Source organism: Marinomonas balearica, assembly GCF_004362145.1.
In the GTDB taxonomy this organism is placed as follows: Bacteria; Pseudomonadota; Gammaproteobacteria; order Pseudomonadales; family Marinomonadaceae; genus Marinomonas; species Marinomonas balearica.
Genome location: NZ_SNXC01000015.1, coordinates 171,337 through 193,300 on the forward strand (window position 1 = coordinate 171,337; position 21,964 = coordinate 193,300).

The 21,964-nt window shown below is 42.7% G+C and carries 22 protein-coding genes; 16 read left to right on the plus strand and 6 right to left on the minus strand.

The window, feature by feature from the left end; genetic code table 11:
• Positions 1 to 34: 34 nt before the first annotated feature.
• Complete coding sequence (locus tag DFP79_RS15955) at positions 35 to 511, plus strand: phosphatidylglycerophosphatase A family protein (RefSeq protein WP_133504945.1); 477 nt, start codon at positions 35 to 37, stop codon at positions 509 to 511.
• Positions 512 to 578: 67 nt separating this feature from the next.
• On the opposite strand, the gene DFP79_RS15960 is transcribed toward DFP79_RS15955, so the two are convergent.
• Complete coding sequence (locus DFP79_RS15960) at positions 579 to 1,352, minus strand: exodeoxyribonuclease III (protein WP_133504946.1); 774 nt, start codon at positions 1,350 to 1,352, stop codon at positions 579 to 581.
• Between the two features lie 147 nt (positions 1,353 to 1,499).
• Here DFP79_RS15960 and pyrE point away from each other — a divergent pair, with 147 nt between their 5' ends.
• On the plus strand, positions 1,500 to 2,147 hold the full coding sequence (pyrE, locus tag DFP79_RS15965; RefSeq protein WP_133504947.1) for an orotate phosphoribosyltransferase: 648 nt from the start codon (positions 1,500 to 1,502) through the stop codon (positions 2,145 to 2,147).
• Positions 2,148 to 2,213: 66 nt separating this feature from the next.
• Here pyrE and slmA read toward each other — a convergent pair whose 3' ends face one another.
• The 4 genes from slmA to coaBC form a co-directional block, all read right to left on the minus strand.
• Entirely contained in the window at positions 2,214 to 2,807 is a 594-nt protein-coding gene (slmA, locus tag DFP79_RS15970; RefSeq protein ID WP_133504948.1) for a nucleoid occlusion factor SlmA, read from the minus strand.
• 47 nt (positions 2,808 to 2,854) lie between these two features.
• Positions 2,855 to 3,769: an acetylglutamate kinase gene (gene argB / locus DFP79_RS15975; RefSeq protein ID WP_133504949.1), complete on the minus strand. Its 915-nt coding sequence runs from the start codon at positions 3,767 to 3,769 to the stop codon at positions 2,855 to 2,857.
• A 413-nt stretch (positions 3,770 to 4,182) separates the two neighbouring features.
• Positions 4,183 to 4,641 (minus strand): dUTP diphosphatase, encoded by a 459-nt coding sequence (dut, locus tag DFP79_RS15980; protein WP_133504950.1) that lies wholly within the window; start codon positions 4,639 to 4,641, stop codon positions 4,183 to 4,185.
• Positions 4,642 to 4,668: 27 nt separating this feature from the next.
• Positions 4,669 to 5,889 carry a bifunctional phosphopantothenoylcysteine decarboxylase/phosphopantothenate--cysteine ligase CoaBC gene (gene coaBC, locus DFP79_RS15985; protein ID WP_133504951.1) on the minus strand — a complete coding sequence of 407 codons (1,221 nt, stop codon included), beginning with the start codon at positions 5,887 to 5,889 and terminating at the stop codon, positions 4,669 to 4,671.
• Positions 5,890 to 6,014: 125 nt separating this feature from the next.
• Between coaBC and radC the strand changes: the two genes are divergently transcribed.
• The 12 genes from radC to cdd all read left to right on the plus strand — a co-directional run bounded on the left by radC (position 6,015) and on the right by cdd (position 18,569).
• Complete coding sequence (gene radC, locus DFP79_RS15990) at positions 6,015 to 6,689, plus strand: RadC family protein (protein WP_133504952.1); 675 nt, start codon at positions 6,015 to 6,017, stop codon at positions 6,687 to 6,689.
• A 310-nt stretch (positions 6,690 to 6,999) separates the two neighbouring features.
• Positions 7,000 to 7,236 (plus strand): 50S ribosomal protein L28, encoded by a 237-nt coding sequence (gene rpmB, locus DFP79_RS15995; RefSeq protein WP_013659714.1) that lies wholly within the window; start codon positions 7,000 to 7,002, stop codon positions 7,234 to 7,236.
• An 11-nt stretch (positions 7,237 to 7,247) separates the two neighbouring features.
• Positions 7,248 to 7,418 carry a 50S ribosomal protein L33 gene (gene rpmG / locus DFP79_RS16000; protein ID WP_011978459.1) on the plus strand — a complete coding sequence of 57 codons (171 nt, stop codon included), beginning with the start codon at positions 7,248 to 7,250 and terminating at the stop codon, positions 7,416 to 7,418.
• Between the two features lie 179 nt (positions 7,419 to 7,597).
• Positions 7,598 to 9,247, plus strand: a complete 1,650-nt coding sequence (locus tag DFP79_RS16005; protein ID WP_133504953.1) for a leucine-rich repeat domain-containing protein — start codon at positions 7,598 to 7,600, stop codon at positions 9,245 to 9,247.
• A 484-nt stretch (positions 9,248 to 9,731) separates the two neighbouring features.
• Positions 9,732 to 10,865, plus strand: coding sequence for a helix-turn-helix transcriptional regulator (locus tag DFP79_RS16010; RefSeq protein WP_133504954.1), 1,134 nt, complete (start codon positions 9,732 to 9,734; stop codon positions 10,863 to 10,865).
• A 45-nt stretch (positions 10,866 to 10,910) separates the two neighbouring features.
• The gene (locus tag DFP79_RS16015; RefSeq protein ID WP_133504955.1) at positions 10,911 to 12,047 is read left to right on the plus strand and encodes a helix-turn-helix transcriptional regulator; all 1,137 of its coding nucleotides are present in this window, start codon (positions 10,911 to 10,913) and stop codon (positions 12,045 to 12,047) included.
• Positions 12,048 to 12,147: 100 nt separating this feature from the next.
• Complete coding sequence (gene mutM, locus DFP79_RS16020; protein ID WP_133504956.1) at positions 12,148 to 12,963, plus strand: bifunctional DNA-formamidopyrimidine glycosylase/DNA-(apurinic or apyrimidinic site) lyase; 816 nt, start codon at positions 12,148 to 12,150, stop codon at positions 12,961 to 12,963.
• Between the two features lie 231 nt (positions 12,964 to 13,194).
• Positions 13,195 to 14,190 carry a BMP family lipoprotein gene (locus tag DFP79_RS16025; protein ID WP_133504957.1) on the plus strand — a complete coding sequence of 332 codons (996 nt, stop codon included), beginning with the start codon at positions 13,195 to 13,197 and terminating at the stop codon, positions 14,188 to 14,190.
• A 296-nt stretch (positions 14,191 to 14,486) separates the two neighbouring features.
• The gene (locus DFP79_RS16030; RefSeq protein ID WP_133504958.1) at positions 14,487 to 16,037 is read left to right on the plus strand and encodes an ABC transporter ATP-binding protein; all 1,551 of its coding nucleotides are present in this window, start codon (positions 14,487 to 14,489) and stop codon (positions 16,035 to 16,037) included.
• Positions 16,034 to 17,128 carry an ABC transporter permease gene (locus DFP79_RS16035; RefSeq protein WP_133504959.1) on the plus strand — a complete coding sequence of 365 codons (1,095 nt, stop codon included), beginning with the start codon at positions 16,034 to 16,036 and terminating at the stop codon, positions 17,126 to 17,128. Before DFP79_RS16030 ends, DFP79_RS16035 begins: the two co-directional genes overlap by 4 nt.
• A gap of 11 nt (positions 17,129 to 17,139) precedes the next feature.
• On the plus strand, positions 17,140 to 18,108 hold the full coding sequence (locus DFP79_RS16040) for an ABC transporter permease (protein WP_133504960.1): 969 nt from the start codon (positions 17,140 to 17,142) through the stop codon (positions 18,106 to 18,108).
• A 62-nt stretch (positions 18,109 to 18,170) separates the two neighbouring features.
• Positions 18,171 to 18,569 carry a cytidine deaminase gene (gene cdd, locus DFP79_RS16045; RefSeq protein WP_133504961.1) on the plus strand — a complete coding sequence of 133 codons (399 nt, stop codon included), beginning with the start codon at positions 18,171 to 18,173 and terminating at the stop codon, positions 18,567 to 18,569.
• Between the two features lie 234 nt (positions 18,570 to 18,803).
• On the opposite strand, the gene DFP79_RS16050 is transcribed toward cdd, so the two are convergent.
• On the minus strand, positions 18,804 to 19,952 hold the full coding sequence (locus tag DFP79_RS16050; protein WP_133504962.1) for an oligogalacturonate lyase family protein: 1,149 nt from the start codon (positions 19,950 to 19,952) through the stop codon (positions 18,804 to 18,806).
• Between the two features lie 218 nt (positions 19,953 to 20,170).
• Between DFP79_RS16050 and DFP79_RS16055 the strand changes: the two genes are divergently transcribed.
• The gene (locus DFP79_RS16055) at positions 20,171 to 21,052 is read left to right on the plus strand and encodes a carbohydrate ABC transporter permease (RefSeq protein WP_133504963.1); all 882 of its coding nucleotides are present in this window, start codon (positions 20,171 to 20,173) and stop codon (positions 21,050 to 21,052) included.
• Positions 21,049 to 21,960 (plus strand): carbohydrate ABC transporter permease, encoded by a 912-nt coding sequence (locus DFP79_RS16060; RefSeq protein WP_243730298.1) that lies wholly within the window; start codon positions 21,049 to 21,051, stop codon positions 21,958 to 21,960. The genes DFP79_RS16055 and DFP79_RS16060 overlap by 4 nt, the downstream gene beginning before the upstream one ends.
• Positions 21,961 to 21,964: the final 4 nt, after the last annotated feature.

Below are 21,964 nucleotides of genomic sequence, written 5' to 3' on the forward strand. Positions count from 1 at the left end.
ATGAGAAATTCTACAGAGTAAGTAAGAGCAGATTATGTCTAACAATGTACCCTCGTCGATTTGGCGAAATCCGATTCACTTTCTTGCATTTGGGTTAGGTTCTGGAGCCGCTCCAAAAGCGCCTGGAACGTTTGGAACTTTGGCGGCGGTTCCTTTGTATCTTTTGATGCAAGATTTAAGTCACTCCGCGTATTTTGTGGTTCTGCTTGTTACCTCGCTTATTGGCATTTATTTGTGTGGAAAGACCTCAAAAGATCTCGGGGTACACGATCATTCAGGTATTGTGTGGGATGAGTTTGTTGGCTATTGGATCACTATGTGGATGGCTCCAACAGGTTGGGAATACGTCATCGTGGGCTTTATTCTGTTTCGATTTTTTGACGTATTGAAGCCTTGGCCAATCTCATTTATAGACAAACGTGTGCATGGTGGGCTCGGGATCATGCTTGACGATATTATCGCAGGCGTCTTCTCGTTTGCATTATTGCAGCTTTACGTGGTGTTAGCTTAAAACAAAAAAGGCGTATTATATTTCCTAATACGCCTTTTTATCTGCTTTCTAACGCTATGCGTATCTTTTAAAGATCGTATTCCATTATCAAAGGTGCGTGATCTGAGAATCGTTGACCTTTGTATACGCTACCACCTTGGATCAATTTTTGTATTCCCGGTGTCGCGATCTGGTAATCTAAACGACCTCCTTCATTGAGTTTCCACGCACGTTCGTAATCGGGCCACCAAGTATATTGCTTATCTTGCTTGTTCACTTGGCGATACGCATCAATGTACTCATGTTCATTGAAAATTTCATTGATCCATTTTCTTTCGTCGGGTAAAAAGCCAGAGTTGCGTTGGTTTACAAACCAGCTGCTAACATCAATGGGAGAGCGAGCCACATTAGCAGTACCACAGAAAATAAATTCACGACGTTTACGACGAGTTTTAATTAAGTGGTTTTTGAATCCTTCCATGAATGCGTATTTATGCTTTTGCAACGGCTCCTCGTTATTTGAACCGTGCGGCGTTAAAAAGGATGCAATACTTACGTTATCAAAGTCGGCTTGAATGAAGCGCCCTTCAAAGTCACACTCTGGAAACCCCATTCCCGTCATAATCGCTTTTGGCATGGCTTTACTATAGATTGCAACGCCAGCTTGTTCAGGATCTTCCATGGAGTCAAAGAAGTATGTGTTGTACTCTGGCGGAAAAAAAACGCTGTCATTCAAACTGCGCTCGTCAACTTGTAAGTCCTGTAAACATACAACATCTGGGTTCTGACGAACCATCCAATCAAAAAAGCCACGTTCGGCAGCTTGTCTTATACCATTTACATTAAGGCTAATGACCTTCATTTCTGGTCCCTACAATTACTGAGCATGTGTTATATTAGCGCCAATTCGCGGAAAGAGAGCGTTGGTGTATGACTTTTATCATGTTTTCTACCTAATCTCTCTTATGCAGGCGCTCAAATTTTTATTTAATACCTTTTCGGAGTTGGCATGAAACCTTACCAAAAAGAATTTATCGAATTTGCAATTCAGCAAAACGTATTACGTTTCGGTGAATTTACACTGAAGTCAGGCCGTGTAAGCCCTTACTTCTTTAACGCAGGCCTATTTAATAGCGGACAAGCGTTAGCAAAATTGGGTCGTTTTTATGCATCTGCGCTTATTGAAGCAGATGTATCTTTCGACGTTTTATTCGGCCCTGCGTATAAAGGCATTCCATTGGCAACTACTACGGCAGTTGCACTGTATGATCATCATGACGTAGACACACCATATGTGTTTAACCGAAAAGAAGCGAAAGACCACGGTGAGGGCGGTACTCTTGTCGGTGCTCCTTTGGCGGGCAATGTCATGATCATTGATGATGTCATTACCGCAGGAACGGCAATTCGCGAGGTGATGAATATCATCGATCAAGCAAATGCTAAACCAGCTGGTGTTCTTATTGCGCTTGACCGCCAAGAGCGCGGTAAAGGCAAGTTGTCTGCAATTCAGGAAGTCGAGAGAGATTTTAATATGCCTGTGATCAGCATTGTGTCTCTAAACGATATCATGACCTATCTTGAAGAGCAGCCATCTCCTGAGTTTGCAAAACACTTGGAAGCCATAAAAGCGTACCGAAGTGAATATGGTATCTAATTTAGATTACAAAACAGCAATTTGTAATCTAAAAAGTTGTTTCGGTGAGTCGTTTTCTGTAAATGGTTAACGACTTACCATCAAGTTTTGTGCCAATACAGTCCATTGTTCTTTCCACATTTTAAGTGGTTTGTTTTTGAACTCGCTGCGCACATACTGACGAATCTTTCCTTCCAATAGAGAAACGAGGAAGTTTGCACAGGGGGCGATTCCCATATTAGGGCGTAATCCTTGTTTTAAATCGGATTCTCTGATGATTTGCTTTAATTGAGTTTCAATACGATCAAACAATTGTGCAATACGAACACGCAGTCTTTCGGTTTCGCCCGCAAGCGCATCTCCAGTGAGAAGACGACACATACCAGGGTTGTGATCAGCAAACCCTAACACCAAAGTAAGTATCATTTCAGTGCGCTTTAATACGTCACTTTCTTCTTGAATAATGCGTGTGATTCGGGTGAAAAGTGACTCTTCAATAAACTCGATCAACCCTTCAAACATTTTTGCTTTACTTGGAAAATGTCGATAAAGCGCCGCCTCTGACACACCGACTTGCTTAGCCAGTGCAGCAGTAGTGATTCTTGCTCCTGGACTGCTTTCCAGCATTTCTGCCAAAGCTTGCAAAATTTGGGTTCGGCGATCTGGTTTTTTGTTTGTCATGTTCGGCACCCGTAGTAAATTGAAAATCCTGTATTAGTAAGCAAAAATTACGCTTGAGCGTTTTTGCCCTGATTAGTAATCAAGGTGCCAACGCCTTCATCTGTGAATATTTCAAGCAAGGTTGCATGAGGTACACGGCCATCAATGATATGTGAGCTTGTTACACCCGCATTTACGGCAGACAATGCGCAACTGATCTTTGGTAGCATGCCACCGTAGATTGTGCCGTCTGCAATAAGTGCATCCACTTGTGTGGTGCTCAGTCCAGTAAGAACTTGGCCAGTTTTGTCTTGAACCCCTGAAATATTGGTAAGCAACATTAGTTTTTCGGCGTTAACGGCTTCTGCTACTTTTCCTGCCACCAAATCAGCGTTGATGTTGTAGGCGTTACCGTCGGAATCAACACCGATTGGAGCGATCACAGGAATCAAATCACTGTTTTCTAAAACTTTTAAAACACTGGTATCAATGGCAGCGACTTCACCAACATGGCCGATATCCACCTGTTCGGGTGCATTCATTCCTTCGGCTTGATGTTTAACAAACAACTTTCGTGCTTTAATAAAACCACTGTCTTTACCTGTAATACCAATGGCTTTACCACCTGCTTTGGAGATCAGGTTAACGATTTCTTTATTAACCTGCCCGCCTAGAACCATTTCGACGACATCCATCGTGGCTGTATCTGTGACGCGCATGCCATTGATAAATTTAGACTCAATGTTGAGTTTATTCAGCATGTCACCAATCTGTGGGCCACCGCCGTGCACAACAATAGGGTTGATACCAATGGCCTTCATTAACACAATATCGCGTGCGAACCCTGCTTGTAGTGCTTCATCCGTCATCGCATTGCCACCGTATTTGATGACGAGTGTTTTGCCTGCAAAACGTTGAATATAAGGAAGTGACTCACTTAAAACTTGAGCCACATCTAAAGCAGATTCACGCGTGAATGCCATTGAAAAAAAACTCCTATTGTTTTTCGATATGTTGTTATTTGTTCCACAGTCATTAGCGCATAAAGTTGGCTAATTATAGAGTGGATGACTTCGGTGCTTACTAAAGTTGTTGTTTGAAAATGAGCTTGCTTTCTAAGCCTAAAAGTAAAATTCTAGTTGCAGATAGAGTGCAGAGTCTTTTGTGTAACGATGTAAGAAGTATGTAAGCAACCACTTAGGGTTGAAATAATAGCTTGATCTGAATGATTAAACTATATGCAATTGGCGAAAAAGTTAAGTTTTGCTCGTTTCTTCATGGATATTCTGTGGGGGATGAGAAGAAGCTTGAAAAAAAGAAACTTAAATGACCTAAAAGGTGAAAAATACTCATCCTTTAGGTCATTAGTGGTTATTCGAGACTAGGAACGGCGTGCTTACTTTGTTCCGGTGTGACCAAACCCGCCTGCGCCGCGTTCAGTACTTTCGAACTCGGTAACGATATCAAAATCGGCTTGAATAACAGGAAGTAATACAAGTTGCGCAACACGTTCACCGGGTTCGATTGTAAATTCTGTTTGACCACGATTCCAACAAGAAACCATCAGTTCGCCTTGGTAATCTGAGTCTATTAGCCCCACCAAATTACCTAGAACAATACCGTGTTTATGTCCTAATCCTGAGCGAGGTAAAATAGTCGCAGCTAGATTTGGATCTTGAATGTAAATGGCGATACCCGTCGGGAGTAACGTTGTTTCGCCGGGAGAAAGTTTTATAGGCTCATCTAAGCATGCACGTAAATCAAGACCTGCAGACCCTTCTGTTGCATACGTAGGAAGAGGGATCTCTTTGCCGATTTTATCGTTCAATACTTTTAGTTGGATGGCTTGTTTCATCTTTAATGCTCTTAGGTTTTGATGCCTTTATTTAGGCTGATTTACTTGGTAAGTTTGAATGATGTCCACAAGGTGTTTTGCAAGCTCGGTTTTGCTCGCTTTCTCCGGTGTCCATTGTGATTTTTTTGACAGCACGACGACTTGATTTTGGTCGTTGTTGAAGCCTATATCGCTTCGAGACACGTCGTTAGCGATAATCAAATCGAGGCCTTTTCGTTCTAGCTTTCCTTTTGCGTACGCAATGACATCTTGTGTTTCTGCCGCAAAGCCAACGAAGTATTTGGCCGCGTCCTCTGTAGACAACGTGGCAATAATATCTGGGTTTTTAACTAACGTAAGTTGCATCTCGTTTTCATCGGATTGTTTCTTCATCTTCTGAGTTGCAACGTCTTTTACTCGAAAATCTGCAATCGCGGCAGCGCCGACAAATACATCTGCTTGTTCTGCTGCTGCGACTCGACACGCGTAGAGCATTTCTTGAGCGCTTTTAATATCCACTCTTTTAATGCCTTGCGGTGTTGGTAAGTTTGTAGGCCCACTGACTAATGTTACGGCAGCGCCTCGTTCAGCCGCTGCGCTCGCCAATGCATAGCCCATTTTGCCAGAGCTATGGTTACTGATAAATCGAACTGGATCGATGGCCTCCATTGTTGGGCCTGCTGTTATGATCCAGTGTTGTCCTTCAAGGTCGTTTATCTTGGGAGTGAAGTACGTTTCAATTGCTTCAAAAATAGCTTCTGGCTCTTCCATCCTGCCAAACCCTACATCGCCACACGCTTGTTCTCCTGCCGCAGGGCCAACCATAAGAATACCGTTTGAAAGCAGTGCCTCTTTGTTTGTTTGTGTCGCTGCGTGGCTCCACATTGCTTGATTCATTGCAGGGGCAATCATCACAGGAGATTCAGTTGCTAAGCAGAGGGTGGATAACAAGTCATTCGCCATACCTTGAGCCTGACGGGCCATAAAGTCCGCAGATGCAGGTGCAATGACAATGAGGTCAGCCCATTTTGCAAGCTCAATGTGGCCCATTCCAAGTTCTGCGTGAGGGTCTAGCAATGTACTGCGTACAGGGTTGCCAGAGATTGCTTGAAGCGTCATTTCAGTGACAAAAGCTTTTGCGCCGTCTGTCAAAACGACCTGTACTTCCGCGTTTTCTTTCTTTAAAAGACGAATTAGTTGAATGCTTTTATAAGCAGCGATGCCACCTGTAATACCAACTAATATGCGTTTACCTGTTACCCTTGCCATAAAATACTTCTCAATTGATTGGAGTGGGGTTAATGTTGGCCCATTACAATCAAGCAGGCGTTTATTCACCTGCCGGAATGATTGTAGATATTGTTTCAAGACTACCATGAATCAAGGAGAGAATCATGAGTATCAAGCAATGGCCGGAGCAAGAGCGGCCCCGAGAAAAACTTATTCATCAAGGGGCGCGAGCATTAAGTGATGCCGAACTCTTAGCCATTTTTTTACGCACTGGAACGCAAGGGATCAGTGCGGTAGAACTAGCACGTCGAGTATTGGAGCATTTTGGTGGACTACGTCAGTTACTCGGTGCTTCCAGAGAAGAATTCTGTCAAGGATTTGGACTTGGGGATGCGAAATACACCCAGCTGCAAGCTGTGATGGAAATGTCTCGTCGCTATCTTCATGAGCAATTGGTAAGAGATACCGTCTTTAATAACGTCGATCATGTGAAATCTTACCTGTCTAGCCAGCTTAGGCATTCGCCTCGAGAAAAGTTTGTAGCGCTGTTTTTGGATTCCCAACACAGGCTGATCCGTTATCAAGAGCTGTTTCAGGGAACCATCGACAGTGCCGCTGTCTACCCAAGAGAAATCGTCAAAGCGGCTCTTTTTAACAATGCGTCCGCTATTATCGTTGCTCACAACCATCCCTCTGGTGTGAGTGAACCCAGTCAGTCCGATATTCATATAACAAGCCGTATTAAAAAAGCATTAGAGTTGGTTGATGTTGCTTTGCTGGATCATTTCATCGTTGGAGAGGGGCAACCTTTGTCGTTGGCAGAGCGAGGGTATGTTTGAGTTTTATACCCTGTTTAAGGATATGCTCAAACAGGGTTTAAGGTATCGACTATTATATCTATGATGTCGCTCATTTCGGCTTCTTGATTGAATGCACGTATTTAGCGCCATTTCGTAAGAAATTTTGGGAAGAGCTAATGCAAAAACTGATCATTTTTTAACAAAATAATTGCTCTTTAAGGGCTCGTATGTGAAAATATGCGCCGCTATTCAGCTGGTATGGGATTTTTTTGATTCGTTGGGAATCATGCTCCGCCTGAGAAAGTTTGTACTTTCAATAGTTTTGTATAGCAACGAAAGGTATTAGATTATGTCTCGCGTATGTCAAGTTACAGGGAAACGTCCTGTTACAGGTAACAACGTTTCTCACTCTAAGCGTCGCACTAAGCGCCGTTTTCTTCCTAACCTTCACTGGCACCGTTTTTGGGTAGACAGCGAAAACCGTTACGTTCGTATTCGTGTATCTTCTAAAGGTATGCGTATTATCGATAAAAAAGGCATCGATGCAGTTCTTGCTGATATGCGTGCTAACGGCGAAAAAGTATAAGGAACTGAATTATGGCTTCTAAAGGCGCTCGCGATTTGATTCGCATGGTATCTTCTGCAGGTACTGGTCATTTTTACACTACAGACAAGAACAAACGTAACACTCCAGATAAACTGGAAATGAAAAAGTTTGATCCTGTAGTGCGTAAGCACGTAATGTACAAAGAAGCGAAAATCAAATAATTTTTGCTCTCTCAAGTACATAAAAAAACCGGCATATTGGCCGGTTTTTTTATGTCTTTTTTCTGGTTTTATCCGTAAGGAACTGTAAAAAAAATCTCCTCTATACCCCATATGGGGGTTTCCTCTGATCCTGAACAAAAGGTTAAATTTTGCTTTATTCTTGTTTTAAGGAGAGGGACATGTTTCGCGCATTTAGAATAAGGTTCAGTACTCTGGCTGCTCTGTCTATTATCTTAACTGCTTGCGGAGGGGGAGGAGGTGATGACTCTACGAATTCTAGTTCAAGTAATAATGAATCAGGGACTGGTTTCACTGGTACGACAGCGTTTTCAGATAGCCTTGTAAGCGGTAAGCGATTCTATGACGTATATATCGAAGAGGGAGAGGCGGAGCCCTATGGGATTGCTACTATTCTATTCGACAACAGCCACGTAAAAGTCGGTGACGGTTATATTGAGTCTAGTGAGAACGAAAAGTACTTTATTGAGCAATATACTTGGGATGTGCTCGACAATGGCAATTTATTGGTCACTTCGACTGACAGTGATGAAAGTTTGGTTGGGAAAGTCCTGTCAGCCCATACCGATTATATCGAAGTTTGTTTCGAAGAATCGGGAGAAACGGGTAACTGTGACAAAGAGCTCTTATTTAGTGACAAGGCAAAAGCCAAGGCTTATATCGCGTCGAACTCGCCTGTGGGAACATCAATCAACCTAAATAGCATTACGGACTCTGCATTAAACGCCGCTTTCCGAGACCTCGAATACGATTATGCAGAGCAAGTTTATGAAATCGACTTACCCAAGTTTGACATACAGTCTTTAGCTGGCTTGAATCAGTTTATGGAATTGTATCGATTGGTCGTCCCAGAAAACCACATAACGGATATCAGTGCTTTGTCGGCTTTGACAAAAATGGAGATTTTGGATTTAGCGGATCAGACGGACGCGTCAACTGGCGATGATATAAACCTTCTTAGTTACGATGCTATTTATAGTATGAAAGGGTTAGTTTACTTATCGCTCACACAGTTAGGCAACAATGTTACGCTTACCAAGTTTGAGCTAGACACTTTTTTAGCTGCCAGTACCGCTAAGAACGATATAGAGGTCTTAGCGTTCTATAAGTTAGCGCTTGATAATGACGATGTATCTGCGATTAATTCCTTGCCAAATTTGCGCGTGCTGGCCATTGATGAGGGGGAAGTTACCGACTTCTCATCCTGGAATAATAACTGGAGTAAACTTCAGCAGTTGAGAGTGGGTTGGAATACTGACAGCTCAAATACTAAAGTGACGTTTGACCTCAATACTATGATTAGTAAGAGCTTAAACTTAGATAATCTTACTAAACTTGAACTTGCGAAAACCTCAATCACGGAGGCAGATCTTGCAACGATTGTTTCTGGCGTTGGTAGTAAACTCCGTTACTTGGATCTGCGCTCTACGAACATTGATTCATACTCCAATTTATCGAATGCAAGTATGCCGAACTTAGAGAGATTAAAACTAAGGCCCTTAAACTATGGCAATGATGCGTACGATCTTAGTGGTACATTGCCGTTTACAGCCTCAAAACTAACCAAATTGTATTTGGAGGATGGCGACATTAGCAATTTTACAATCTCTAATTTTTCCAGTTTGACGAAACTTCAAATATCGGGCTCAAATGTAATCAGTGAATCGGTTAATGGTTTTGTCAGCGCATTAAATGCTTTGTCTAACTTCGATACACTTGTGATTCGCAGAGACGCTAAGCTATCGGGCGTGACAGTTAACTGTGATGATCTAGTGGGGTTAAAGTCGAGTATCTCCTGTACTGATATTTAGTACAATTCTCAATAGAGGGTTGTTTCATGTGCCCTCTATTCCCCTTCATTTTTGTTCTTATATCCGTCGCTCGCTTTTTAGAGTACGTCCAAGGTTGATGGTCACACCTTTGTTCGCTTCTATTGGTAATTGGGCTATTAACTTATGTGTTTTTTTGTAGTATAAAAAATGTACATTTCTGTGTGTATTCCTTCTTCATGCTTTGTCTAGGGGTTGTGTGAGCAAGTCCACTGGCTTTTGCATGTGGATCGTACTTTTTTTGAGGTTAGTTTTGCCGTTCAATATTGAACATATTGGCTAGAAAGTTAACAAAGCATAAAGTGAGTGCGAATTTAATTTGAAGTACGGCACGCCCTTTTGGGTCTTTCAAAGAAACAGACTATCTTCGTTAAGATAGATAAAAGGTATTAACATTTCTGCTCGTTCTCGCCTTAATAGGCTGTTCTCTGATAAGACTTATTCGTACCTACCCTAGGGTTATAGAATGGATATTGAGATTGTAGATGCTGTAAGTGCGTTGTATTCGACAATTAATGCACCAAAGCGTAATGAAGAAACATACGATAAGCTGGCATCGGTATTTGGCTCAGCGGGTATGACTCAATACAGCGAAAGTAATCAATCTTTCAACCTTCAAATCTCTTCCAGCATTTATAAACGTTACGGAGCTGAATTTGCTGAATACAATAAGCGTTACTCTCAATACGAATCTGAGGGGATAAACCGATTATTTGAAGAGGATACTTATGGCTGGTTAACCGAGCAGGAAGGCTGGCTGGAAGAGGAAAATGTTATAGATAGGGAAGATTTTCTCTTCATTCGAGAAAAGACTGGATTGGCTCGAACGGTAGGAGTTAATTTATCTGAGCCCGCTGGCTGGAAACATGCTGTTATTATCCATTATCCTGAGATAGTGAAAGACATCCCCAAAAACTTAGATAAACATATCGCCTTATTAGCGCCTCATATCGCTAAGACGGTTAACTTGAATAGCTTTCTTCATGGGCTCTACTATAAATATCAAGCGGTATTATCAGTATTGGATGGTTTAAGTGTTGCGGTATGTGTTTGTGATTACCGAGGGTATATCATTGTTTCAAATAGACAAGCACAGCACATTGTTTCCATGAAGGATGGCGTCTATTTAAAGAATCGAAAATTATGTTTCTCAAATTCAGAACAAAATTCTCAGTTTCGGGCCAGCACTCGAAAAATTGCAGGCACCTCGCAAGGTAAAGGTAATCTAACTGGCGTCTCATTTTTTATCGAACGTCCATCAGGCAAGCATCCATTTTATGTTGAGCAATCGCCTATAAAAGACGGATGTTACGAAGTTGAGAATAATCTTAGTGGCAGTATTATTTATATAATAGACACGCAGTCTCCTCCTGAGATAGACGTCTCGATATTTGCAAGTGTGATTTCATTGACGCCGAGTGAAGCCCATATTTCAAATATGATCTTCAAAGGGTTAAAAGATCGAGATATGGCCGATTATCGAGGAGTTTCGGTAGAGACTGTAAGAAAGCAGATTAAGTCAATATTGTCGAAGGCTCAGGTAAACAGTCGAATCGAACTTCTGATAAAGGCTGTCTCTATTCGACCTCCCATTTTGTAAAACGTCCCCAATATTTTTATAGAAGTTGTGTAAGGAGAGATTGCTGTGTCACATCATCAAGATTTTAATGATTCACATCTTCTTCAAGTGATAGAAGACATATATGCGTATGGTTTTGATCACCAAAATTGGGATAAACCGCTTGAAGGTCTATGTCGTTTATTACGAGCAAAGAGCGGCGGGTTATTTTTCTTAGATCATAAAAAGCGAATATTTCGGGCTCTTGGTGTCTATAACATTTCTGAAGAATATATTGAAAAATACAAGCAGCTTGGAGCCTTAGACGCTACGGCAACGGTGATGATACCGCTGCCGGAAGGCGCAGCGAGAGCCGCGATTGATCATAACGTCTCACGTACTGAGCATGTCGATTTTTACGATAAAATATTGTTAAAAGCGAATCTAGGTTATATTGCTGCACTCAATATCTGTAACCACGAGAATTACTTTGTCGGTATCGGTATTCATCGAGGAATGGAATCGGAGCAATTTTCGAAGGATGAGGTGAAGGTGCTGGAAAGGCTTTATTCTCATTTTCGAAGAGTCTTTGAAACAGCGGATATATTAGAGCGTCTTAAACAAAAGGAAGCCATTTTGGTGCACCTGCTCTCCAAGGTGCCATTGGGTATTGTGCTAGTCGATGCTTTTCTAAAAGTACATTATCAAAATGATTTAGCGTATTCATTGATGAAGCACGATCTAGGCTTGAGTATCTCTAAGAACAATTCGTTGCTGGGCGCTGATACTGAAAGTCTTAAGCGTTTAAAGTCATTGGTGATTCAAGCCGCAGAAGACGATGGTAAAGATGTGTCTGTGCACCATTCTCCCATTCTATTTCCGTCGCTAAATGAGCATCCGCTGTCTGTTACTATTGCCCCCTCTCCTGTAGAAAGCTCTCTTTATAGTCCTGATCTTGTGCCTTTGTATATCTCTCATCCCCTTGTTGCCTCATTTGTTTCAGTGGAGATGTTACAAGCGATTTATCCTTTGACGAAGGCTGAGGCCGAGATTGTCATCCTCTTATTAGGTGGCAGTACGTTGAATGACATTACTTCTGTTAGAGGGAGTTCCAAACAGACGGTCAGGAGTCAGCTCAAATCGATTTTTTCAAAGCTAAATGTGAGCTCTCAGCAAGAGTTAATTCGCTATTTGATTACAGGGTCGTTAAATCTCGTTGGCTGATGCACTTACTAGAAAAACGATTAATAAGACGACTGTGTGAACAACAGGCAACGCATATTATAATCTCATGAAAATAAGTATTAGATTGTAGGAGCCTTTAGTGCCAGAACTTCCCGAAGTCGAAACCACAAAGCGTGGGATCGAGCCGAATATTGTAAATAAGACCATACAACATCTTGTTATTCGTCAGCCTAAACTGCGTTGGCCAATTCCTGACGCTGTAAACGCTCTGGTAGGACAAAAAGTAGAAGGCGTTTCTAGGCGAGGGAAGTACATCGGTGTTCATACCAAAGCAGGAACATTAATCATTCACCTAGGTATGTCTGGTAGTTTGTATTTTGTCGATGTGGGAACGCCGCCGCTGTTTCATGATCACGTCGACATTGAGCTTTTAGGCTCTCCAATTGTGATGCGCTATACAGATCCTCGTCGGTTTGGAGCCATGCTTTGGCAAGAAGGTGATTGGTTGGAACACGAATTGCTTAAGAGTTTGGGGCCTGAACCGCTTACTGATGAGTTCAATGCAAAATACCTGTACGAAAGAGCAAAAGGGCGAAAGCAAGCGATAAAAATGTTCATCATGGACAGCAAGGTTGTTGTTGGTGTGGGCAATATTTATGCGAATGAGGCGCTATTTAAGGCTGGAATTCATCCAAAAAGAGCAGCGGGCAACATTAGCCTGGCTCGTTTTGAGAAATTTGTATCGTCGATAAAAATGGTTTTGTCTGCTGCAATTGAGCAGGGAGGAACAACGTTAAAAGACTTTGTGGGTGGAGATGGAAAACCTGGGTATTTTAAACAGGAGTTAGCCGTATATGGGCGTGCCGGTAAGCCGTGCATTGAGTGCTCAATATTGCTAAAAGAAATCCGTTTAGGGCAGCGAAGTACGGTATATTGTAACAACTGTCAGGCATAACTTGATTCTGATGGTATACGGAAAATTGCACATGCCATAAGGCATAAATGCAATAGTAGAAATATGTCATTTTTATGAATTTATCGTGTTAAAAGCAAAAAAAGAACGCTTTTTTTACACATTAAATGACAATAGCATTGCTTTGAGTTAACAATCAGTTTATTTTTGACCGATTAGGCAGGCTCTGAAATCAGAGTTGTCGAAGACCAAAAAATCACAAGAGGAATTGGAATGAAAGGTGTCTTTTTAGCGTCTGCAACTGCGTTTGCAATCGCTGCATCTTCCGCTTATGCGAAAGATGCAGGTCCAGCTGTCGTATTTGATAAAGCGGGTAAATTCGATAAGTCCTTCAATCAGGGTGTTTACGAAGGATCGAAAAAATACACGGCGGATACAGGTATTAAAGTTCGTGAATTCGAACCTAAAAATGAAGCGCAAGTTGAGCAAGGTCTTCGTCGTCTTGCGAAACGTGGTTACTCACCAATCGTTGCAGTAGGTTTCAACCAAACTTCTGCGGTTGAGAAAGTCGCGAAGGATTTCCCTGAAATTCATTTCACTATCATTGATGGTGTGATCAACCTTCCAAATGTACAGTCTATCGTATTTAAAGAGCACGAAGGTTCGTTCCTTGTTGGTGCTTTGGCTGCAATGAAGTCTAAAACAGATACAATTGGCTTTGTTGGCGGTATGGACATACCTCTAATTCGCAAATTCGGTTGTGGTTATGAGCAAGGTGTAAAATACATCACTCCAAACGCAACTGTTATTCAAAACATGACTGGATCGACTGGTGCAGCGTTCAACGACCCTACAAAAGGTTCTGAGCTTGCTAAAGGTCAGTTCTCTCAAGGCGCTGACGTTGTTTTCGCTGCCGCTGGTGGTACCGGAATCGGTGTTTATCAAGCAGCCGCTGATGCAGGCAAATATGCGATTGGTGTAGATTCAAACCAAAACTATTTGCATCCAGGTGTCATGCTGACTTCTATGGTTAAGCGTGTTGACCAAGCTGCTTACAATACCTACGAATCCGCAGCTAAAGGTACTTGGACTTCAGGCATGACCGTACTTGGTTTAGCTGAAAACGGTGTAGGTTGGGCTTATGATGACAATAATAAGGCTGACGTTACCGATGAAATGAAGGCTAAAATGAGCGATATCCGCGCGAAAATCGTAAGCGGTGAAATCAAAGTTCATGACTACATGGCAACCAATTCTTGTACTTTCTAATTGGTTAAGAGAAAACAGCCGTCCGTGTTTCACGTGTACGGCTGTTTTTTTATCTTCAGCTTACATCTGATAAGCTAAATTTTGGCTACTTAAAGCGACGCTTGTCTATTCAATATTTAAACTGTCATCGAGTTTTGTTATTAACCCTGACGGCGGATAGTCATATAAGCGAGAATCCTAAGAAATATTGAATGAGAAGTGGCTTTACCTAGCAGCCTGCTAAGTCTGTTAAAAACGCAACGAGTTTAAAAAGTGGCTTCTAAACTAACAGAGCGATAACAAATTATTAATAAGTTATGAATAAACCGACACATCCATACGCAATAGAGTTGCGTGGCATTTCAAAACGCTTTGGCGCTGTTCAAGCAAATAAAGACATTAATTTGCAGGTTCCTGCGGGTACTGTTCACGGAATTATCGGTGAGAATGGTGCTGGCAAGTCAACTTTAATGAGCATCATTTACGGCTTTTACGAGGCAGACACGGGTACGATCGAAGTTGATGGTCAAGAAGTCAATATTCGAAACTCTCAGGATGCGATAAAAGCAGGGATCGGTATGGTACATCAACATTTTATGTTGGTTGAAAACTTTACCGTTCTAGAAAACGTGGTGTTAGGTGCTGAGGGCGGTACCATTTTGAAAGGTGGTATGGATGCTGCTCGAAAAGAACTCGCTCGTTTAGAAAAAGAATACAGCCTTGATATCGATGTAGACGCGGTTGTGGAGGATCTTCCTGTTGGTTTACAACAGCGCGTAGAGATTCTAAAAGCACTTTATCGCGGTGCCCGCATTTTGATATTGGATGAACCTACGGGTGTACTGACTCCCCAAGAGGCAGATCACTTATTTCGTATATTGGATGCACTAAAGCAACAGGGTGTGACAGTCATTCTGATCACTCATAAATTACGAGAAATATTGGCCTCTACGGATAACGTGTCGGTAATGCGTTTAGGTCAAATGGTTGCACATCGTGAAACTGCGAAAACGGACAAAGAAGAATTAGCCGAATTGATGGTTGGCAAAAAAGTTCGTCTAAAAGTACTCAAAGACGAAGCCGAGCCGGGCGATGTCAAACTGGCTGCGAAAAATGTGTCCTATGTCGATTCGCAAGGCGTAACACGTCTGAAAAATATCAATTTTGAATTACGTGCTGGTGAAGTCGTTGGTATAGCGGGTGTTTCTGGCAACGGACAAAGTGAATTACTCAATGTGTTATCTGGCATTACCCCTATGTCTTCGGGTGAAGTGCATATGGCCGGTGAAGTGATCACGCCCAAATCACCAAAAAATGCAGCTCAAATGCGCGATTTGAAAATGGGGCATATTCCAGAAGATCGTCATAAAATGGGCTTGGTAACGGGGTTTGAGGCCTATGAAGCGGCCATTCTTGGTTACCACAATGATCCTGACTACAACGGAAAAATACTGCTCAACCGTAAAGCCATGCTTAACGAGTGTAATGAGCGTATGGAGAGTTGGGACGTTCGCCCACCGAACCCCCATTTAAAAACAGCCAATTTTTCCGGCGGTAATCAGCAAAAAATAGTCATTGCTCGTGAAGTCGAGAAAAACCCAGATGTCTTGCTTGTTGGGCAGCCAACACGCGGTGTTGATATTGGCGCAATTGAAAATATTCATGAACAAATTATAAAGCTAAGGGTTGCTGATAAGGCGATCTTGTTAGTGTCTGTGGAGTTAGACGAAATTATGGCCCTGAGTGACCGTATACTTGTAATGTTTGATGGGGAAATTGTTGGTGAATTGCCAGCAAGTGAAGCGGATGAACGTACTTTGGGTCTGATGATGGCCAATGCCTTTAACGAAGAAGGAGCATCAGAATGAAGCAAGCCTCCGTTCCAGTTTGGGTCAATGTCGGACTGATTCCTCTGATTAACATTTTGCTAGCCTTCGCAGTATCAGGGTTGGTCATTTTAGCGATTGGCGAAAACCCAATTGAAGCTGCTGGGTATCTTATTTACGGTGCGTTCGGATACGAAGAAGGCATTGGCTATACCTTATACTATGCTACGAACCTGATTTTCACGGGTCTTGCTGTATCGATTGCTTTTAAAGCCGGTCTTTTTAATATCGGTGGAGAAGGGCAGGCTTATATTGGCGGGCTTGGTGTTGGTCTTTTGTGCCTATGGCTTGATTCAAGTATGCCATTCATTGTGATTTTGCCTTTGGCTGTTATTGCATCTGCGGTCTTTGGTGCTGCTTGGGCCTATATTCCAGCATATCTTCAGGCTCGCCGTGGCAGTCATATCGTAATTACCACCATTATGTTTAACTTCATTGCCTCCTCTTTAATGGTGTATTTACTGGTGAACTGGCTGAAAGAAGAAGGGCGTATGGCTGCAAATAGCCGAACATTCGCTGAAAATGCCTGGATGCCGTACATGCATGAAATATTATCTCCATTAGGCATCAACATCAGTGATTCACCGTTAAACGGTGCGTTTATTTTAGCGCTGATTTGCTGTGCGTTTATTTGGGGGCTGATTTGGCATACGCGTTGGGGCTATCAACTACGTACGTTAGGAACCAATGCGACAGCGGCACAATATGCTGGTATTGATAATGCCAAAGTCACTATTTGGGTGATGCTGATTTCAGGTGGCTTAGCAGGCTTTGTAGGAATTAACGAAATCATGGGTGTTAACCACAATCTATTGCTGAACTTTACCGCAGGCTACGGTTTTGCAGGCATTGCAGTGTCGTTAATGGGGCGAAATCACCCAATTGGTATTATCTTGTCGGCGACTTTGTTTGGTGCTCTTTATCAAGGCGGAGCGGAGTTAGCATTTGAAATGCCGACTATTACGCCCGAAATCGTTGTCGTGATTCAGGGTTTGGTTATTTTATTCTCCGGTGCGCTTGAGCATATGCTTAAAGATCGCGTCGAAGGTTTATTCATTCGTAAAGCAGCGTAGGAGGAAAGGGTATGTTTGAAACATTAATTCTGATTCTGGACGCAACATTACGTGTGTCTACACCTTTAATTTTGGCGGCATTAGCCGGTTTGTTTTCTGAGCGAGCGGGTATTGTCGATATTGGTTTAGAAGGAAAAATGCTCGGCGGCGCATTTGCCGCAGCGGCAGCCGCGAGCGTGTTTGGATCTGCTTGGATTGGTCTTGGCTTCGCTATTATTGCATCCGTTGGTTTGGCCTTGGTTCATGGTTTTGCCTGTATCACTCACCGCGGAGATCATATTGTATCGGGTGTAGCGATCAACACCGTGGTCGCAGGTCTAACAATAACACTGGGGTTAGATTGGTTTAGCATGGGTGGGCAGACTCCGGCATTGTCGGGCGATGAACGCTTTTTTGCGATCACATTACCTTTTGCTGACGCGCTTGCAGATGTGCCTGTCATCGGGCTGATCTACTCTGAACTGATCAGTGGTCATAATATTTTGGTGTACTTGGCATTTGCTCTTGTACCAGCGACGTATTGGGTTGTGTTTAAAACACGTTTTGGACTGCGTCTACGCGCAGTGGGAGAAAACCCTCATGCGGTGGACACAGCAGGGATTTCTGTTGCGTTTATTCGTTATCGCGCCGTGATTATTTGTGGTGTGTTGTGTGGTATTGCAGGCGCTTATTTGTCTACTGCGCATAATGCAGGCTTCTTAAAAGACATGAGCGCAGGTAAAGGCTATATGGCTTTAGCCGCGCTGATCTTTGGTAAATGGCGACCTGTTCCTGTGATGTTTGCTTGTTTGTTGTTCGGTTTTCTGGATGCGGTTGCGGTTCGAATGCAAGGCGTGGTTGTACCGGGAATCGGTGAAATTCCAGTACAGGCGATTGAAGTGCTTCCTTATGTGTTAACGGTATTGTTGTTGGCAGGGTTCATTGGTAAAGCGGTTGGCCCTAAAGCTGTAGGTCGTCCTTACGTCAAAGAGCGAGCGTAATTTAGCTCGATTAATCTATTGATCCATCTGCAAACGCAGGTGGATTGGTTGAGGAATCACACATGTTAGAAAAAAAGCTATTGGATTTGGCAAACGCAGCGATGAATAAGGCGTATGTGCCTTATTCAAAATTTCATGTAGGTGCGGCAATCGAAACGGAATCCGGTGCGTTATTTTCTGGATGTAATGTTGAAAATGCATCCTATCCCGAAGGAACATGTGCAGAAGCAGGTGCCATTGCCTCAATGGTGCGTGCAGGTGAAACCAAGATTCGTACTATTTATGTGATGGGGATGGGCGACGAGCTTGTTACTCCTTGCGGTGGCTGCCGACAACGAATTCGAGAGTTTGCGACAGCAGAAACTCAAATACATATTTGCAGCCCAGAAGGTGTGCGCAAAACGTTTTTGATGAACGACTTGCTTCCATTCTCGTTTGGCCCAGAAAACCTTTTAGTCTAGATCAACGGTATGCTGATCCTGAAGCATAGACCTGAAAAATAGCTCAGAAATAGACATAAAAAGGCCCTCTAAAAGAAGAAATCTACATAGAGGGCAAGAGAGTGAGCTGCCATTCAGTTAAAAGCCCTTTTTCAACAAAAGGGCTTTTTATGTTCTACCTCTTTTCTGCGATACCGTTTCCGTTACTCCTTTTCCTTTTTCCTTTTCCTTTATCCCTTTTTTATCGTGGTTTTTTTATAGAGTGGCGATGTACAGCGCAGGCGTGCCGTTCATGTCTGAGCTGTATAGAACGCCTTTACTGTCTGGTGTAAAGGATGGATGAGGATGGTTAACTTGACGGCTGTTGTTCAACACTTCCCAACTGGTTTTGTGCTGGCAAACCGCTTTCGATGTGCCTGCTTTTAGGTCAAACACGTAAATATTGTCGTCGTTTGAAAGCTCGTGCCCTGATGAATCTGCTACATCGACAGGCGTACCTGAACCGTCACCGACAACCAAAGAGCCATCATCGTTACTCATAAGGTGGCTGCAGGCAGGCATGATGGTTTCTTGTTTTTCTTCTAGCGTTTCTGGATCGACAGAGTAGAGCCAACGTTCTGTTTCTCCACGGGTGTAAGACACAAACATCATTTTGGAGCCATCGGGTACAAAAAATTCGTGTGTGCACGATTCTTCTGCACCTTGTTCATAGACCTTACGTACGTTTGATCCGTCTTCATCTACAAACCACATGCGAGTATCGATCAGGTCGTGTGGCCCTTCGTGACAGAAGGCGACGGTATTATCATCGAATGGTCTATAAAGAGGATGCCCCATCCAGACATTTTGATCTAAGATGACACTTCTTACTCCTGATTTCATGTCAATTGAGATCAAGCGACAGCGAGGCTTTTTATGATAAAACTCCGCAAATTTTTTCCAGTCGCTTAACTTCATATGATCTTCGGCTTTTATTTCGATCCCAACTATTTTTGTGCAATCTCGGTTAGCGACCCAAGTACCGTATCCAACCCAGCCTTTTTCAACTTTGTAGATTACGTGATGTTCTTGTGTTTTTATGTCAACTCGAATCAAGGCATGGTTATTTTTCATAAAAATAAGAGCGTCGTCCTGAGTCGTAATAAACCCACCGAAGGTGTTGTCTCCTGTGCCTTCCGTTAGCTGCAGTGCTGATTGCGCCTCTAAATCCATCAAGTAGTAATTCCAAGGGCCATCAAAATCACCCGAAAATAACAATTTATTTCCGCGATCGGAAAAGCATTTTTGATAAAAGTAATTACGGTGACACACCGCGTCATTTGGGGTGAGTTGAGTAACTTTGTTTCCGGTGGATTGATCCGAATAAGTGCTAAACGAAAGCTGGACGGTGTTTCCGATCGCCATAAAATCCTCTCTTGTTATTGTTTGGATGGTTTTATAGAGACAGCGGATGCTGGTCTAAATTATTTTGTCTAACTGTATAAATTATTTTAAAAGTGTAGAACGAAAATAAAAAAATTAAAACGTCTTTTTATTTTTATTGTTTTTCTGTTGCAAAAATAAAAATCCCTTCCTAGTATGTAATTTCAACTGCGCATAAAAATAACTAAGAGTTGGAAATCATGTACGAAAATAGAAGATTAGGTTTAGCCTATATCAGCCCATATATAATCGGACTCATTGTCTTTACAGCGTTTCCGTTTATTTCTTCATTGATCATCAGTTTTACTGAATATGACCTGATCAACACTCCCGAGTACGTCGGATTGGATAACTACGAGTACATGTTAGAAGATGACACCTTCTATCAGTCTATGTGGGTGACCTTTGCGTACGTATTCTTAACCATCCCATTAAAACTTGCTTTTGCACTGTTCATTGCGTTTGTTTTGAACTTTAAGCTGCGAGGCATCAAGTTCTTCCGTACCGCTTACTATATACCGTCTATTTTAGGCAGTAGTGTGGCGATCGCTGTTCTCTGGCGGGCGATCTTTTCGCTAGATGGTTTGCTGAATAGCTTTATCGGCGTGTTTGGCATTGAACCCATTTCTTGGCTTGGTGAACCCGTTTTTGCCATGTTCTCAGTCACGCTTTTACGAGTGTGGCAGTTTGGTTCTGCCATGGTCATATTTCTAGCGGCTTTGCAGAACGTCCCTCAATCGCAATATGAAGCCGCAATGATTGATGGCGCATCGAAATGGCAAATGTTTACCAAAATAACCATTCCGCTTATCACGCCCGTTATCTTTTTTAACTTCATCATGCAGACAACCCAAGCGTTTCAGGAGTTCACTGCGCCATACGTTATTACGGCAGGTGGACCTGCAAAAGCAACGTATTTGTTTTCGCTCTATATCTACGAAACGGCCTTTAAGCACTTTGAGCTTGGGTACGGCAGTGCGCTCGCCTGGGTGTTGTTTATTGTCGTAGCAATCTTTACCGCAATTTCATTCAAATCGTCAAAATACTGGGTGTTTTACTCAGGGGATAAAGGTGGAAAATGATGATATCTCGGATCTTTGCCGATCAGCAAAAGAGCCAAGAAGGCTTAAGTGCAGAGGCAATAAAGACACTGCGTAAGCAAAAGATAGGTGCATTTTTTCGTTACGTCATTCTGATCCTGTGTGGTGCGGTCATGCTGTACCCGTTGGTCTGGATGTTTTCAGCGGCCTTTAAACCGAACTACGAAATTTTTACATCATTGAGTTTGTGGCCGTCTGAGTTCTCAATGGATGGTTTCATTAATGGCTGGCAAACGGGTACGGAATACACATTTGGGCGCTTCTTCTGGAACACCTTTATGTACGTTATTCCAAAAGTCATCCTGACGGTCATCTCGTCTGTCATTGTGGCTTATGGTTTTGCTCGATTTGAAATTCCATATAAGAAATTTTGGTTTGTCACTTTGATTGCGACGATATTATTGCCTAGCTCAGTATTGTTGATCCCACAGTATTTGATGTTCCGCGAAATGGGAATGCTGGACAGCTATCTGCCGCTTTATTTACCGATGGCATTTGCGACTCAAGGGTTCTTTGTCTTTATGTTGATTCAATTCTTGCGCGGACTGCCTACGGATATGGAAGAAGCGGCCATGATTGATGGGTGTAACTCGTTCCAGTTACTTATCTACATCATTGTGCCCATTCTAAGGCCCGCTATTATTTCCGTCGCTTTGTTCCAGTTCATGTGGTCCGTTAATGATTTTCTTGGGCCGCTGATTTACATCTCAAGCGTTGAGAAATACCCAATAGCCTTGGCTTTGAAACTGTCTATCGACGTGACCGAAGGCGCTCAATGGAATGAGATTCTCGCGATGTCTTCCATCGCTATCGTGCCGTCAATCGTTGTGTTCCTTATGTCTCAAAAATATTTTGTCGAAGGCATTACTGCCGGCGGCGTGAAGGGTTAGGAGT

Excerpts from the sequence above, each read along its gene's own strand:
- DFP79_RS15955 (WP_133504945.1), top strand. The coding sequence starts at position 35 with ATGTCTAACAATGTACCCTCGTCGATTTGGCGAAATCCGATTCACTTT.
- DFP79_RS15960 (WP_133504946.1), bottom strand. The coding sequence starts at position 1,352 with ATGAAGGTCATTAGCCTTAATGTAAATGGTATAAGACAAGCTGCCGAA.
- pyrE (WP_133504947.1), top strand. The coding sequence starts at position 1,500 with ATGAAACCTTACCAAAAAGAATTTATCGAATTTGCAATTCAGCAAAAC.
- slmA (WP_133504948.1), bottom strand. The coding sequence starts at position 2,807 with ATGACAAACAAAAAACCAGATCGCCGAACCCAAATTTTGCAAGCTTTG.
- argB (WP_133504949.1), bottom strand. The coding sequence starts at position 3,769 with ATGGCATTCACGCGTGAATCTGCTTTAGATGTGGCTCAAGTTTTAAGT.
- dut (WP_133504950.1), bottom strand. The coding sequence starts at position 4,641 with ATGAAACAAGCCATCCAACTAAAAGTATTGAACGATAAAATCGGCAAA.
- coaBC (WP_133504951.1), bottom strand. The coding sequence starts at position 5,889 with ATGGCAAGGGTAACAGGTAAACGCATATTAGTTGGTATTACAGGTGGC.
- radC (WP_133504952.1), top strand. The coding sequence starts at position 6,015 with ATGAGTATCAAGCAATGGCCGGAGCAAGAGCGGCCCCGAGAAAAACTT.
- rpmB (WP_013659714.1), top strand. The coding sequence starts at position 7,000 with ATGTCTCGCGTATGTCAAGTTACAGGGAAACGTCCTGTTACAGGTAAC.
- rpmG (WP_011978459.1), top strand. The coding sequence starts at position 7,248 with ATGGCTTCTAAAGGCGCTCGCGATTTGATTCGCATGGTATCTTCTGCA.
- DFP79_RS16005 (WP_133504953.1), top strand. The coding sequence starts at position 7,598 with ATGTTTCGCGCATTTAGAATAAGGTTCAGTACTCTGGCTGCTCTGTCT.
- DFP79_RS16010 (WP_133504954.1), top strand. The coding sequence starts at position 9,732 with ATGGATATTGAGATTGTAGATGCTGTAAGTGCGTTGTATTCGACAATT.
- DFP79_RS16025 (WP_133504957.1), top strand. The coding sequence starts at position 13,195 with ATGAAAGGTGTCTTTTTAGCGTCTGCAACTGCGTTTGCAATCGCTGCA.
- DFP79_RS16030 (WP_133504958.1), top strand. The coding sequence starts at position 14,487 with ATGAATAAACCGACACATCCATACGCAATAGAGTTGCGTGGCATTTCA.
- DFP79_RS16035 (WP_133504959.1), top strand. The coding sequence starts at position 16,034 with ATGAAGCAAGCCTCCGTTCCAGTTTGGGTCAATGTCGGACTGATTCCT.
- DFP79_RS16040 (WP_133504960.1), top strand. The coding sequence starts at position 17,140 with ATGTTTGAAACATTAATTCTGATTCTGGACGCAACATTACGTGTGTCT.
- cdd (WP_133504961.1), top strand. The coding sequence starts at position 18,171 with ATGTTAGAAAAAAAGCTATTGGATTTGGCAAACGCAGCGATGAATAAG.
- DFP79_RS16050 (WP_133504962.1), bottom strand. The coding sequence starts at position 19,952 with ATGGCGATCGGAAACACCGTCCAGCTTTCGTTTAGCACTTATTCGGAT.
- DFP79_RS16055 (WP_133504963.1), top strand. The coding sequence starts at position 20,171 with ATGTACGAAAATAGAAGATTAGGTTTAGCCTATATCAGCCCATATATA.
- DFP79_RS16060 (WP_243730298.1), top strand. The coding sequence starts at position 21,049 with ATGATGATATCTCGGATCTTTGCCGATCAGCAAAAGAGCCAAGAAGGC.